The following is a 13018-nucleotide window of genomic DNA, read 5'->3' on the forward strand; positions in this document are numbered from 1 at the left end:
GAGTACGGCAAGGTGATCGACGACATCTACGAGTTCTCCGAGGCCCAGGGCTTCGAGATCGACACGATCATCCAGGAGGGCGGCGCCGGCCAGGTCGAGATCAACTTCATCCACGGCGATCCCCTCAAGCTCGCCGACCAGGTGTTCTTCTTCAAGCGCACGATCCGCGAGGCGGCCTTGCGCAACAACTGCTTCGCCACCTTCATGGCCAAGCCGATGCAGCACGAGCCGGGCTCGGCCATGCATGTCCATCACTCGGTGGTCGACGTCGGGACCGGCCGGAACATCTTCACTGGCGAGAACGGCGGGCCGACCGACCTGTTCCATGCCTTTATCGCCGGGATGCAGCGGCACCTGCCGACCGTGGTCTGCATCCTCGCGCCATACGTCAACTCCTACCGCCGCTTCGTCCCCGGCGGCTCGGCCCCGATCAACCTGGAATGGGGGCCGGACAATCGCACCACCGGCATCCGCGTGCCGATCTCCTCGCCCGAGGGGCGTCGGGTCGAGAACCGGGTGATCGGCATGGACTGCAACCCCTATCTCGCCATCGCCGCGTCGCTCGCCTGCGGCTATCTCGGGATGAAGGGCGGGCTCACCCCGCGCGAGGCGGTGTCGGGCGAGGCCTATCACCGGCCGCGCGCGCTGCCGCGCGACCTGCTCGCAGCGCTCGACCTGTTCGAGAACTGCCCCGACGTCACGGCGACGCTGGGCGAGGAGTTCTGCACGCTTTACAAGGCGATCAAACGCGACGAGGTGGAGACCTATCTCCGGGTGATCTCGCCCTGGGAGCGGGACCACCTGCTTCTGAACGTCTGAGCCCGGCGCCCGATGCCGGGGCTCGACCTCCTGACCGCCAACGACCGGCCGGGCGTCCATGCCGGTTCTTGGTACGCCGCTTCGACGTCGATCCCGCCGGCGGAGCCGGCGCTGACCGGGGAGGCGGCGGCCGACGTCTGCGTGATCGGCGGCGGCTACACCGGCCTTTCCGCCGCGCTGCATCTCGCGGAGGCGGGCTACGGGGTCGTGCTGCTCGAGGCGAACCGGATCGGCTGGGGCGCCTCGGGGCGCAACGGCGGGCAGGTGGGGCCGGGGCAGCGGCAGGACCAGGACTGGCTGGAGGCGCAAGTGGGGCGGGTCGCGGCGCGGGCGCTCTGGGACCTCGCCGAGGAGGCGCAGGCGCTGGTGCGCGACCTCATTGCGCGGCACGCCATCGACTGCGACCTGCGGCGCGGGATCGCCTATGCCGCGCACAAGCCCGGCTACGTCGCCGAGTATAACGCCTATGGCGAGAAGCTCGCGCGCGACTACGGCTATGACGCGGCGCTGCCGCTCGACGCGGCGGGCGTTGCGGCGATGCTCGGGACGGACGCCTATTTCGGCGGGCTCCACTATCCCCGCGCGGCGCATCTCCAGCCGCTCGCCTATGCGCTGGGGCTCGGACGGGCGGCGAAGGCGGCGGGCGTGCGCATCCACGAGCGGAGCCGGGCGCTGCGCCGGGCCGGCGGGCGGGTCGAGACCGCGGCGGGCGCGGTTGCGGCGCCCCACGTCGTCGTCGCCTGCAACGGCTACCTCGGCGGGCTCGAGCCGGCGCTGGCCGCGCGGGTCATGCCGATCAACAACTTCATCATCGCCACCGAGCCGATGGGCGAGGACCGCGCCGCGGCGCTGATGCGGGGCGGCGTGGCGGCGGCGGACAGCCGGTTCGTGGTGAACTACTGGCGGCTCTCGGCGGACGGGCGGATGCTGTTCGGCGGGGGCGAGAGCTACGGCTACCGGTTTCCCCGCGACATCGCCGGGCTGGTTCGGCCGCGGATGCTGGGGACATATCCCGGGCTCGCCGATCTGCGGATCACGCACGCCTGGGGCGGGACGCTGGCGATCACGGCGAACCGGATGCCGGCCTTCCGGCGTCTCGACGGGTTCGCGCTGGCCGCGGCGGGCTATTCCGGGCACGGGGTCGCGATGGCGACGCTGGCGGGAAAGCTGATCGCCGAGGCGCTGCGGGGATCGGCGGAGCGGTTCGAGGTCTTTGCACGATTGCCCCAGCCGTCCTTCCCCGGCGGCACGCTGCTGCGCTGGCCGCTGCTCTTCCTCGCCATGAGCTGGTACGCGATGCGCGACCGGCTGTGAGGCGATCTCCGGGCAAGACGGCGCGAAGGCCGCTTGCCCGGGAGAGGCGAGGCAGGTCTGGCGTCACGCCGCGCGGAAGTGCTTCGACAGCTTCAGCCCCTGGCCCTGGTAGTTCGACCCGAGACCCTCGCCGTAGAGCCGCTCCGGCCGTTCGGCCATCCGCTCGTAGACCAGCCGCCCGACCACCTGGCCGTGGTCGAGGGCGAAGGGGGCCTCGTGGCAGCGCACCTCGAGCACCCCGCGCGCGCCCCGGCCGCCCGCGGGGGCGTGCCCGAAGCCCGGGTCGAAGAAGCCGGCGTAATGGACGCGGAACTCGCCGACCATGGCAAGGTAGGGGGCCATCTCGGCGGCGTAGTCGGGCGGCACGTGCACCGCCTCGCGGCTGACGAGGATGTAGAAGGCCCCGGGATCGAGGATGATCCGACCCTCGCTCGCCGTCACCGGCTCCCAGAAGTCCTGCGGCGCGTAGGCCCCGATCCGGTCGAGGTCGATCAGCCCGGCATGGGGCTTCGCCCGCCAGCCGGCGATCCCGCCCGCCTGCGGCCGCAGGTCGACCGAGAAGGCGAGCCCGCCGGCGATGTGCGCCTCGCCGTCGACCAGCCGCTCCGCGGCGTTCAGCCGCGCGAGGGCGGCGTCGTCGAGGGTGGCGTCGCCGCGGCGGAAGCGGATCTGGTTGAGCCGCATCCCCGGCCGGACCAGCACCGAGAACGACCGCGGCGAGATCTCGGCGTAGAGTGGGCCGGCATAGCCGGCGGCGATGCGGTCGAACTCGGTCCCGCGGTCGGTGATCAGCCGGGTGAACAGGTCGAGCCGCCCGGTCGAGCTCTTGGCGTTCGCCACCGCCGAGACTTCCGCGGGCAGCGCCAGCGCCTCCTGGAGCGGCACGACGTAGACGCAGCCCTTCTCCAGCACCGCGCCCGGCCCGAGGTCGATGCGGTGCATCCCGAACTCGGCGAGCCGGTCGGCGAGGGGCGCCGCGCCTGGCAGGAACGAGGCGCGCACCCGGAACGCCTCGGCGCCGAGGCGTAGGTCGAGGCTCGCCGGCTGGATCTGCCCGGGCTCGATGGCGCGGGCGGCGGTGATCTCGCCGCGCCCGGCCATGCGCGCGATCTCCCGGTCGGGGATCACCCCGGCGGCCGTGGTCATGCGGGGGATTTGGTCGGGCTAGCGAGATTCGAACTCACGACCTTTCGACCCCCAGTCGAACGCGCTACCAGACTGCGCTATAGCCCGACACGCCCGCCTCTATAGCCGCCGGCGCGGGCGGGGCAAGCGGAAAACGCCCCCGAAGGGGGGGCGGGTCGCGGGGGGCATCGAGCCCCCCGCGACCCGACGCGCACGCAGGCGCGCCGCAGGGAGGCGCGGGGCTCGCCAGGGGACATCGGCCACGGGGCGCGGCTCGGGGGACTTGCCCCGCCGGAGGGGCAGGAGGCGCTGGCGGGGGCGGGGCAAATCGCCTATCCCGGCGGGGCTGCTCGCGAAGGATCCTCGATGCCCCGCACCCTCATCACCTCGGCGCTGCCCTATATCAACGGGATCAAGCACCTCGGCAATCTCGTCGGCAGCCAGCTGCCGGCCGACGTCTACGCCCGCTACCTGCGCGCGCGCGGCCATGAGGTCATGTTCATCTGCGCCACCGACGAGCACGGCACGCCCGCCGAGCTCGCCGCCGCCAAGGCGGGCGAGCCGGTCGCCGACTACTGCGCGCGGATGTGGGGCGAGCAGAAGGCGCTGGCCGAGGGCTTCCGCCTGTCGTTCGACCATTTCGGGCGCTCCTCCAGCCCGGAGAACCGCCGGCTCACCCAGCATTTCGCCGGCCGCCTCGCCGACGCCGGCCTGATCGCCGAGGTGATGGAGCGGCAGGTCTATTCTCCCGCGGACGGACGCTTCCTGCCCGACCGCTACATCGAAGGCACCTGCCCGAACTGCGGCTATCCACGCGCCCGCGGCGACCAGTGCGAGAACTGCACCAAGCAGCTCGATCCGACCGACCTGATCGACCCGCGCTCGGCCATCTCCGGCTCGACCGACCTCGAGGTGCGCGAGACCAAGCACCTCTACCTGCGCCAGTCCGCGCTCCGCGAGGAACTGCGCGCGTGGATCGACTCCAAGACCGACTGGCCGATCCTCTCGACCTCGATCGCGCACAAGTGGCTCGACGACGGCGATGGGTTGCAGGACCGCGGCATCACCCGCGACCTCGACTGGGGCGTGCCGGTCATGCGCGGGACCGAGCCCTGGCCGGGCATGGAGGGCAAGGTCTTCTACGTCTGGTTCGACGCGCCGATCGAGTACATCGCCGCCACCGCCGAATGGGCGCACGCCAACGGCCTGCCCGAGAGCGCCTGGCGGCGCTGGTGGCGCGAGGACGAGGGCGCGGCCGACGTGCGCTACGTGGAGTTCATGGGCAAGGACAACGTGCCCTTTCACACGCTGTCCTTCCCGGCGACCATCCTCGGCTCGGGCGAGCGTTGGAAGCTCGTCGACTACATCAAGAGCTTCAACTATCTCAATTACGACGGCGGGAAATTTTCCACCTCGCAGGGCCGCGGCGTCTTCATGGACCAGGCGCTCGCCATCCTGCCCTCCGACTACTGGCGCTGGTGGCTGCTCTCCAACGTGCCCGAGGGCGGCGACGCCAACTTCACCTGGGAGAGCTTTCAGGCCGGGGTGAACAAGGATCTCGCCGACGTGCTCGGCAACTTCGTCTCCCGCGTCACCAAGTTCGCCGCCGCGCGCTTCGGCGCCGCCGTCCCCGACGGGGGCGACTGGGGGCCGCTCGAGGTCGAGGCGGCCGAGAACGTGGCGAACGGGATCGTGGCCTACCAGACGGCGATGGACGCCATCCAGCTCCGCCGCGCCGCGCAGGAGCTGCGCCAGCTCTGGGTGACCGGCAACGAATACCTGCAAGCCGCGGCGCCCTGGACCGCGATCAAGACCGACCCGGGGCGTGCCGCCACGATCACCCGCTTCGCCTTCGACCTGATCGCGCTCTACGCCGCGCTCTCGGAGCCGTTCATCCCCGACGCCGCCGCCGCCATGCGCCATGCGCTCGGCCTCGACGCCGCCCCGTGGCCGGACGATCCCGCCGACGCGCTCGGCCGGCTGCCGGCGGGCCAGCCCTTCGAGGTCCCGCCTGTCCTCTTCGCCAAGCTCGACGACGCCCGCCGCGCCGAACTGGAGGCGCAGTTCGCGGGGGCGGCCTGAGCGGCGACCCATGAGGTTCTCGCCGCCGCGCTTGACCGCGGCCCGGTCGGCGGGCTTTCCTCCGCCAGAACTGGACGGGGGAAGCGATGTATCACGGCTGGATCGAGGGCACCGGCTTCGATGCGCGCGACCGGCGCTTCGCGCGGCTCCTGACCGGTCACGGCCGGGTCGAGCGGCTCTGGACCGGGGCGCGCTGGTGCGAGGGTCCGGCATGGTTCGCCGCGGGGCGATACCTGATCTGGTCGGACATTCCCAACGACCGGATGCTGCGCTGGGACGAGACCGACGGCTCGGTCTCCACCTTCCGCCAGCCGGCGATGAACTCCAACGGCAACGCCGTCGACCGCGAGGGGCGGCTCGTCACCTGCGAGCATCGCGGCCGGCGCGTCACCCGCACCGGGCATGACGGTCGGGTGACGGTCCTCGCCGACTGCCACGACGGCAAGCGTTTCAACTCGCCCAACGACGTCGTGGTGAAGTCCGACGGCTCGATCTGGTTCACCGATCCGAGCTACGGGATCATGTCCGACTACGAGGGCGACCGCGGCGACAGCGAGATCGGCGCCTGCCACGTCTACCGCATCGATGGCCGGACCGGCGCGGTCACTGTCGTCGCGGACGATTTCGACATGCCGAACGGCCTTGCCTTCTCGCCCGACGAGAGCCGGCTCTACGTCGCCGACACCGGCGCCTCGCATTCCGAGGACGGCCCGCGGCACATCCGCGTCTTCGACGTCGACGGCGACAGGCTCTCGGGCGGGGCGGTCTTCGCCGAATGCGAGGCGGGGTTCTTCGACGGGTTCCGCGTCGACACCGGGGGCCGCATCTGGACCTCGGCCGGCGACGGCGTGGACTGCTACACGCCCGAGGGCGAGCTGATCGGCAGGATCCTGATCCCCGAGCTGGTCGCCAACGTCTGCTTCGGCGGGCCGAAGCTCAACCGGTTGCTGATCTGCGGCACGACCTCGCTCTATTCCTGCTTCCTGACCGCGCAGGGCGTGAGCCCGGTGTGACGATGGCGCGCGTCTGCGCTCCTGGGGCTTGCGGCGCCGAGGCGGCAGGGTTCGGCGGCGCGGCTGATCTCCGCCATACGCGGGGGTGTCGAAACCGTGAGCGGCGACGTGGTGCGCGCCGTCGCGGGTCGGGCTAAGAGGGGCGCATGGATCGCCGCACGCTTGTCGCCGCCCTCGCCGCCGCCGCGCTCGCGCCGCGGCTCGCCGCCGCCCAGTCCGTCGACGTCTCGGCGATCGACGCCTACCTGCGCCGGTTGCGCACCGCCGAGGGCCGGTTCCGCCAGACCAATCCGAACGGCTCGGTGCAGACCGGGCGGGTCTATCTGTCGCGGCCGGGGCGGATGCGTTTCGAGTACGACGCGCCGAAGGGGGCGATGGTGATCGCCGACGGGGTCAACGTCGCGGTGTTCGACCCGAAGTCGAGCCGCGTCTCGACGCGCTATCCGCTCGGGCGCACGCCGTTGTCGCTGCTGCTGCGCGACGACGTCAGCCTGCGCGAGCCCGGCATGGTGCGCGGCGCGACCCGCGACGGCGGCGAGGTCACGCTCACCGTGGTCGATCCGCGCATGCCGGACGAGGGGCGGCTGGCGCTGAGCTTCGCGGAGAATCCGGTGGCGCTGCGTCGCTGGGTGGTGACGACCAAGGCCGGGCAGCGCACCGCCGTGGACCTGAGCGGCCTCAGGACCGGGGTCGCGCTCGATCGCAGCCTCTTCAACATCGAGCTTGCCGAGATCAAGGCGCGCTGAGACCCGCCCGGCGTCGAGGCTGCGTCGCCCGGGTCAGGCGGGCGACGCAGCCTCCGGGCGGGACGGAACCGGACCCCACCAGGCCGTTTCCGCCCGCCCTGTCGGCTGCCTAGCCGCGCTCCGGACGCGAAGGGGCCGGGCCGACAGGAACAAGGATCGGGCCATCCGCGTCCCGATCGAGGTGCGCGACGATTCCGTAGACTTCCGCCAGCCGCGCCGCGGTCAGCACCGCCTCCGGCGGCCCGTCGGCGACGATGCGGCCGCCGTGGAGCAGCGCGGCGCGGTCGCACCAGCGCGCGGCGAGGGACAGGTCGTGCAGCGCGACAAGAACGCCGCGCCCGGTGCGCGCCAGCAGGCGCAGCCGCGCCATCAGCGCGATCTGGTGGGCCGGGTCGAGCCCCGCCGCCGGCTCGTCGGCGAGGAGCAGCGGCGCCTCCTGCGCCAGCGCCCGCGCGATCAGCGCCCGCGCCCGCTCGCCGCCGGAAAGCTCCGTCGCGGGCCGCGCCTCGAAGCCGGCGAGGTCCATCGCCGCGATCGCCTCCGCCACGGCCGCGCGGTCCGCCTCCGGCGTCGCGCGGTGGGGCAGGCGGCCGAGGCCGACCAGCGCCGCGACGTCGAGCGCCCAGGCGATCTCGCGTTCCTGGGGCAGGTAGGCGACGCGCAGCGCCCGCGCCCGGGCGTCGAGCGCGCCGAGCGCCGCGCCGCCGAGCCGGATCACGCCGCTTGCCGGCGCGATCCCGGCCGCCGCCCGCAGCAGCGTCGACTTGCCGGCCCCGTTCGCGCCGAGCAGGGCGACGACCTCGCCGGGGGCGACCGCGAGGTCCACGCCGGCAAGCACAGGCCGCCGACCGCGCGACGCCGTGACCCCTTCGAGCGCGAGGAGGCTCACGTCAGCGTCCTGCGGCTGCGCCAGACGAGGTGCAGGAACAGCGGCGCGCCGACGAGCGCGGTGACGACGCCGAGCTTCAGATCGCGCTCGGGGGCGATCAGCCGCACCGCGACGTCGGCGGCGAGAAGCAGGATCGCGCCGCCGAGCGCCGAGGCCGGCAGCAGCGCCGAGGGCCGGCCCCCGACCAGCGGCCGCAGCAGGTGCGGGGCGACCAGTCCGACGAAGCCGATCGCGCCGGCGACGGCCACGCCCGCCCCGGTGGCGAGCGCCACGCCGAGGACGACGCGGATCCGCGCGCCCGGCAGCGAGACCCCGAGCGAGGCGGCCGCGTCCTCGCCGAGGGTGAGCGCGTCGAGGCTGCGGCCGAGGGTGAGGAGGAGCGCCATGCCGGCGACGAGGAACGGCCCCGCCAGCCAGAGCTGGGGCAGCGAGCGGTCGACGAGCGATCCGAGGAGCCAGTGCACGATCTCCGAGGCCGCGAAGGGATTGGGCGCGAGATTGAGCGCCAGCGCCGTCAGGGCGGAAGCCAGGGACGAGACGGCGAGCCCGGCGAGGATCAGCGTGATCGACGACGACCCCGCGCCAGCGAGCCCCTGCACGAGCAGCGCCGCCCCGAGCCCGAAGCCGAGCGCCATCAGCGGCAGCGCCAGGGGGAAGGCGGCGGAGAGGCCGGAATAGAGCGCGATGACCGCCCCGAGCGCGGCTGAGCCGGATACGCCGACGAGCCCGGGCTCGGCGAGCGGGTTGCGCAGGTAGCCTTGCAGCGCCGCCCCGGAGAGGCCGAGGCCCGCGCCGATCAGCAGGCCGAGCGCCGCGCGGGGCAGGCGCAGCTCGCGCATGATCAGCGCTTCGGCCGGCGGCGCGCCGCCGAGGAGCGCCGCGAGGCTTTCCCCCGGCGGCAGCCGCGCCGGACCGACGAGGAGCGAGGCGACGACGAGCGCCGCCGCGAGCGCGGCGAGAACCCCGAAAACCAGCGCGGGGCGCGGGCGGCTCACGGCTCGGTCCGGGCTGCGCGCAGGGCCGCGACGGCCCGGGCGAGGCGTGGCGTGCCGCAGACCCAGAGGTTGTCCGCGACCGCGGCGCGCTCCGCGCCGAGCGCGGCGACGATCGGGTGCGCCAGCGTCTCCTGCGCCAGCGCCGGCGAGCCGTAGTCCTGGCCGAGGACGAGGAAATCGGGGGCTTCCTCCGCCAGCGTCTCGAGCGGCAGCCGTCCCATGCCGACGATCCCCATTCCGGCGGCGACGTTGTCGAAGCCGGCGGCGGACAGGATCGCGTCGGCAAGCGTGCCGGCGCCGGAGGTCCAGGAATTGGCGTAGAGGATCGCCGCCCGCGGCCGCTGGCCCGGCGGAGGCGGCGGCGGCGCGGCGAGGGCGGCGTCGAGTTCGGCGACCAGCGCCTCGGCCCGCGCCTCGCGCCCGAGCGCCGCGCCCATGCGGCGGAAGCTGGCGCGCACGTCGTCGAGGTCGGTCTCGATCGGAAAGGTCTCGACCGGGATGCCGAGCCGGCGCAGCATGTCGAGCGTCGCCGGCGGCCCGCTCGCGCCCGCCAGCACCAGGTCGGGCGCGAGCAGGAAGAGTTCCTCGGCGCTGCCGTGATTGACGGGATAGCGCGCCGCCTCGGCGGCCATCGCCGAGGCGACCGGGTCGCGCGCCACCGCGCTCACCGAGACGAGCTGACCCGGCGCGGCCATCAGCATCGCGAGCTGGTCGGTGCAGAGGTTCGTCGACGCCACCCGCGCCGGCGCCGCGGCGACCGGCGCCGCCGCGAGCCCGAGAGCGAAGGCGAGGACGAGCCGCCCGCGCATCAGAAACGCGCGGTCACGCCGGCGTAGAAGGCCCGGTCCGACGTGCCGTAGCCGCGCGCGGTCTGGTACTGCTCGTCGAACAGGTTCTCGGCCCGCACATAGACCTCGGCCGCCTCGGTGACGGCGTAGGCGACGCGCGCGTTGACCACCACGAAGTCCGTCGCCCAGCCCTCCGACTCGATCACCCCGCCGGTCATGAAATCGATGGCGCTGTCGTCGACGTAGTCCCAGACGAAGTCGGCCCCGAGATCGTAGCTCAGGCGCTTGTAGGCCCCCGTCGCGGTCAGCGACAGGTCGTGCTTCGGAACGCGGTTGATCGGCGTGCCGTCCGGCGTCTCGGTGTCGGTGTAGGTATAGGCGCCGCGCAGCGCGAAGAACTCGTTGAACGTCCACTGCCCCGACAGCTCGAGCCCGCGGCTCCGCGTCGTGCCGTTGGTCTGCACGTAGCGTCCCCAGGGCGCGGCGGTCAGGCTCTCGAACTCGATCAGGTCCTCGATCTCCAGCCAGAACAGCGTCGCCGCCACCTCGCCCCTGTCGGCGAAGCGGCGGCTGACGCCGATGTCGGCGCTGACGCTTTCCTCCGGTTGCAGGTTGGGGTTCCCGTAGAGCGAGAACAGCTCGTAGTTCGACGGCGCCCGGAAGCCGTTGGCGAGCGCGCCGCGGATCGTCGTCTCCGGCGTGACCAGCCAGGCGAAGGTCGCCCGCGCCGTCGGATAGTAGCCGAACTCGGAATGGTCGTCCGCCCGGAACGCCCCGTTGAAGACCAGCGCCCCGGTCGGGGTCCACGTCCCCTGCATCCACGCGCCCGCGATCCAGTTCTCCGCGGTCTGATCCCAGGTCGATTCGGATTCCTCCCGCGTCCAGTCCGCGCCGAACTGGAGCCCGACCGCTTCCGACACGTCCCAGCCGCCGAGATACTCCGCCTTGGTGCGATGGCCCTTGAAGGTCGACGGCGTGCCGAACTGGGTCAGGTCGCGGTCCGTGTCATAGTAGCTGAGCGCCAGCGTGTTCTCGAGGCCGGCGTCGGTGGTGAAATCGGCGCCGCCGCGCAGGCCCCAGGTGTCGGTCTCGTAGGGGTTGTCGGCGTCCTGGCCCGGCCCGGCGCCGTTGTCGAAGTTGCCCTCCTGCCGCTGCCAGAAGCCCGCGGCGAAGAGGTCCGCCTGTTCGGTGAGGTGAAAGCGCCCCGACCCCGACAGCCGCGTGGTTTGGTAGTCGTCCTTCTCGTCGTTGCCGTCGAGCTCCTCGGCGGACGAGAAGCCGTCCGATTGCAGGCGCACGCCGGTCAGCGCGAATTCGGCCCGATCGGTCATGCCGGTCAGCGTGTAGGCCCCGCGGAAGGTCGAGTAGCTGCCGCCCTCGAGCAGCAATCTGTTCTGGAACCCGGGTTCGGTCGGCCGCGGCGAGGTGACCGAGATCACGCCGCCGACCGCCTGCCCGCCATAGAGCGCCGACTGGCTGCCCTTCAGCACCTCCACCCGGCTCGCGTCGTCGACGAGCAGCCCGGAGAGCGAGGGCGCGACCTGCGTGCCCGCCGGGTCGGAGATCTCGATCCCGTCCACCTCGACCTTGACGTATTGCGGCGTCGCGCCCCGCACCGCGAAGCTCGACACCGCGCCGGCCGGGCCGTTCTGGCCGACGGTCACGCCCGGCAGGTCGCGGATCTGCTGGAGCACGAAGGGCCGGCCGTCGGCCTGCATTTCCGCGTCGTCGAGGATCGAGACCGACGAGCCCGAGCGCGACAGCTCGGTCGGCGCGCGGTTCGCGGAGACCGTGATCGGATCGAGCACGAGCTCCGGCGCGGCCGTCTGGGCCGCCGCCGCGAGCGGAAGGGCGACGCCGGGCAGGACAGCGGCGAGGATGAAGGGACGCATGGACGCCTCCTGTGCCGTGGCCGGGAACGCGGGCTGCTGATGCGCCCCGGCCGGGTTGACGAGCGTCCTCGGCTCGGGCTCGCGCCCTTCGCGTCGGACGGCGATGTCTCACCGCTGCGGACGACCGCACCTCCCGCGCGCCCCGCGCGGGCCGGATGGGTGACGCCGGGGCAGGTCTCCTGACTCGCGGGTCCGGGCCGTCGCGTCCGCCTTCCCGGGGGCTCGGCCCCAGTGGCATTCCGGACGCAGGCTCGCCGCCTACAGTTGCGGGGGCAGCCGCGGATTGGGGGAGAGAGACCCCGCACCGCGTTCCCTTTTCATCCCGACCGTTGGGCCGGGAACCCTGGCGGCACCGACATCGCTTCGGTCTCGAGCGAATGTCAATGGCGGCGCCTGCCGCGCTGGCGGCGCGGGACTGCGCGGACGTTCTTTCCGGCAGGGTTGTGCGTTTCGCGTCACAGCCGGTCCGCCCTTGGACGCAGCCGCCCCGTCAGACGGAGAGCGGCCGCGCCTTGGCCAGCCGGTCGAAGGCGGCGAGATCGGCGATCAGGGCCGGCATCCGGTCGAGCTCGATCATGTTCGGCCCGTCCGAGGGGGCGTTGTCGGGGTCGGGATGGGTCTCGATGAAGACCGCCGCCACCCCGATCGCCACCGCCGCCCGCGCCATCACCGGGGCGAACTCGCGCTGCCCGCCCGACGAGCCGCCCTGGCCGCCCGGCTGCTGCACCGAATGGGTGGCGTCCATCACCACCGGATAGCCTGTCCGCGCCATGATCGGCAGCGAGCGCATGTCGGCGACGAGCGTGTTGTAGCCGAACGAGGCCCCCCGCTCGCAGAGCAGGATGCGCTCGTTGCCGGTCGAGGCGATCTTGGCCGCGACGTTCGGCATGTCCCAGGGCGCGAGGAACTGGCCCTTCTTGACGTTGATCGCCGCGCCCGTGCGCCCCGCGGCGAGCAGGAGGTCGGTCTGGCGGCAGAGGAAGGCAGGGATTTGCAGCACGTCCACCGCCTGCGCCGCCGGGGCGCAATGCTCCGGCAGGTGGACGTCGGTCAGCGTCGGGCAGCCGATCGCGGTCCGCACGTCCTCGAGGATGCGCAGCCCCTCCTCCATCCCGAGCCCGCGCGTCGCCCGGAGCGAGGTGCGGTTGGCCTTGTCGTAGGAGGACTTGAAGATCAGCCCGACGCCCTCGGCCGCGCAGGCGGCGGCCAGCCGCTCGGCGATGGCGAGCGCGTGGTCGCGCCCCTCGAGCTGGCACGGCCCGGCGATCAGCGCGAGGGGCCGGTCGTTGCCGACGGTGATCCCGCCGATCTCGACGGGCCTGGCCTCGGAGATTCCGGTCAAATCCGCTCCCCGC

General features: G+C 72.9%; 11 protein-coding genes, 1 tRNA gene and 1 riboswitch. Of the genes, 5 read left to right on the forward strand and 7 right to left on the reverse strand.

The genetic code is table 11. The features are described 5' to 3' along the window. Nucleotides 1–819, forward strand: an 819-nt coding sequence (locus tag KBA23_RS03565; protein WP_290736975.1) for a glutamine synthetase family protein, incomplete at its 5' end; no start/stop codon positions are given. 12 nt (nucleotides 820–831) lie between these two features. Continuing rightward, nucleotides 832–2133: an FAD-binding oxidoreductase gene (locus KBA23_RS03570; RefSeq protein WP_290736977.1), complete on the forward strand. Its 1302-nt coding sequence runs from the start codon at nucleotides 832–834 to the stop codon at nucleotides 2131–2133. Nucleotides 2134–2196: 63 nt separating this feature from the next. On the opposite strand, the gene KBA23_RS03575 is transcribed toward KBA23_RS03570, so the two are convergent. Both KBA23_RS03575 and KBA23_RS03580 read right to left on the reverse strand, forming a co-directional pair. Beyond that, on the reverse strand, nucleotides 2197–3279 hold the full coding sequence (locus tag KBA23_RS03575; protein ID WP_290736979.1) for a 2'-deoxycytidine 5'-triphosphate deaminase: 1083 nt from the start codon (nucleotides 3277–3279) through the stop codon (nucleotides 2197–2199). A 10-nt stretch (nucleotides 3280–3289) separates the two neighbouring features. Then, nucleotides 3290–3366 (reverse strand) — tRNA-Pro (locus KBA23_RS03580). A gap of 258 nt (nucleotides 3367–3624) precedes the next feature. Between KBA23_RS03580 and metG the strand changes: the two genes are divergently transcribed. The 3 genes from metG (at nucleotide 3625) to KBA23_RS03595 (ending at nucleotide 7099) form a co-directional block, all read left to right on the forward strand. Continuing rightward, nucleotides 3625–5340 (forward strand): methionine--tRNA ligase, encoded by a 1716-nt coding sequence (gene metG / locus KBA23_RS03585; RefSeq protein ID WP_290736981.1) that lies wholly within the window; start codon nucleotides 3625–3627, stop codon nucleotides 5338–5340. Nucleotides 5341–5426: 86 nt separating this feature from the next. Further along, complete coding sequence (locus KBA23_RS03590; protein ID WP_290736983.1) at nucleotides 5427–6353, forward strand: SMP-30/gluconolactonase/LRE family protein; 927 nt, start codon at nucleotides 5427–5429, stop codon at nucleotides 6351–6353. Nucleotides 6354–6499: 146 nt separating this feature from the next. Continuing rightward, entirely contained in the window at nucleotides 6500–7099 is a 600-nt protein-coding gene (locus KBA23_RS03595) for an outer membrane lipoprotein carrier protein LolA (RefSeq protein WP_290736985.1), read from the forward strand. Between the two features lie 109 nt (nucleotides 7100–7208). On the opposite strand, the gene KBA23_RS03600 is transcribed toward KBA23_RS03595, so the two are convergent. From KBA23_RS03600 to kdsA, 5 genes are all read right to left on the reverse strand, one after another. Further along, on the reverse strand, nucleotides 7209–7988 hold the full coding sequence (locus tag KBA23_RS03600; RefSeq protein ID WP_290736987.1) for an ABC transporter ATP-binding protein: 780 nt from the start codon (nucleotides 7986–7988) through the stop codon (nucleotides 7209–7211). Next, the gene (locus tag KBA23_RS03605; RefSeq protein WP_290736989.1) at nucleotides 7985–8983 is read right to left on the reverse strand and encodes an iron ABC transporter permease; all 999 of its coding nucleotides are present in this window, start codon (nucleotides 8981–8983) and stop codon (nucleotides 7985–7987) included. Before KBA23_RS03605 ends, KBA23_RS03600 begins: the two co-directional genes overlap by 4 nt. Next, nucleotides 8980–9792: an ABC transporter substrate-binding protein gene (locus tag KBA23_RS03610; RefSeq protein WP_290736992.1), complete on the reverse strand. Its 813-nt coding sequence runs from the start codon at nucleotides 9790–9792 to the stop codon at nucleotides 8980–8982. The genes KBA23_RS03605 and KBA23_RS03610 overlap by 4 nt, the downstream gene beginning before the upstream one ends. After that, complete coding sequence (locus tag KBA23_RS03615; RefSeq protein ID WP_290736994.1) at nucleotides 9792–11663, reverse strand: TonB-dependent siderophore receptor; 1872 nt, start codon at nucleotides 11661–11663, stop codon at nucleotides 9792–9794. The genes KBA23_RS03610 and KBA23_RS03615 overlap by 1 nt, the downstream gene beginning before the upstream one ends. Before the next feature lie 151 nt (nucleotides 11664–11814). Next, a riboswitch (cobalamin riboswitch) is annotated at nucleotides 11815–12024 on the reverse strand. 129 nt (nucleotides 12025–12153) lie between these two features. Further along, complete coding sequence (gene kdsA / locus KBA23_RS03620) at nucleotides 12154–13005, reverse strand: 3-deoxy-8-phosphooctulonate synthase (RefSeq protein ID WP_290736996.1); 852 nt, start codon at nucleotides 13003–13005, stop codon at nucleotides 12154–12156. Nucleotides 13006–13018: the final 13 nt, after the last annotated feature.

The organism is Amaricoccus sp., from assembly GCF_017995835.1.
In the GTDB taxonomy this organism is placed as follows: Bacteria; Pseudomonadota; Alphaproteobacteria; order Rhodobacterales; family Rhodobacteraceae; genus Amaricoccus.

Bases quoted from the DNA above. Each gene is read 5' to 3' on its own strand.
- KBA23_RS03570 (WP_290736977.1), top strand. From the start codon at position 832: ATGCCGGGGCTCGACCTCCTGACCGCCAACGACCGGCCGGGCGTCCAT.
- KBA23_RS03575 (WP_290736979.1), bottom strand. From the start codon at position 3,279: ATGACCACGGCCGCCGGGGTGATCCCCGACCGGGAGATCGCGCGCATG.
- metG (WP_290736981.1), top strand. From the start codon at position 3,625: ATGCCCCGCACCCTCATCACCTCGGCGCTGCCCTATATCAACGGGATC.
- KBA23_RS03590 (WP_290736983.1), top strand. From the start codon at position 5,427: ATGTATCACGGCTGGATCGAGGGCACCGGCTTCGATGCGCGCGACCGG.
- KBA23_RS03595 (WP_290736985.1), top strand. From the start codon at position 6,500: ATGGATCGCCGCACGCTTGTCGCCGCCCTCGCCGCCGCCGCGCTCGCG.
- KBA23_RS03610 (WP_290736992.1), bottom strand. From the start codon at position 9,792: ATGCGCGGGCGGCTCGTCCTCGCCTTCGCTCTCGGGCTCGCGGCGGCG.
- KBA23_RS03615 (WP_290736994.1), bottom strand. From the start codon at position 11,663: ATGCGTCCCTTCATCCTCGCCGCTGTCCTGCCCGGCGTCGCCCTTCCG.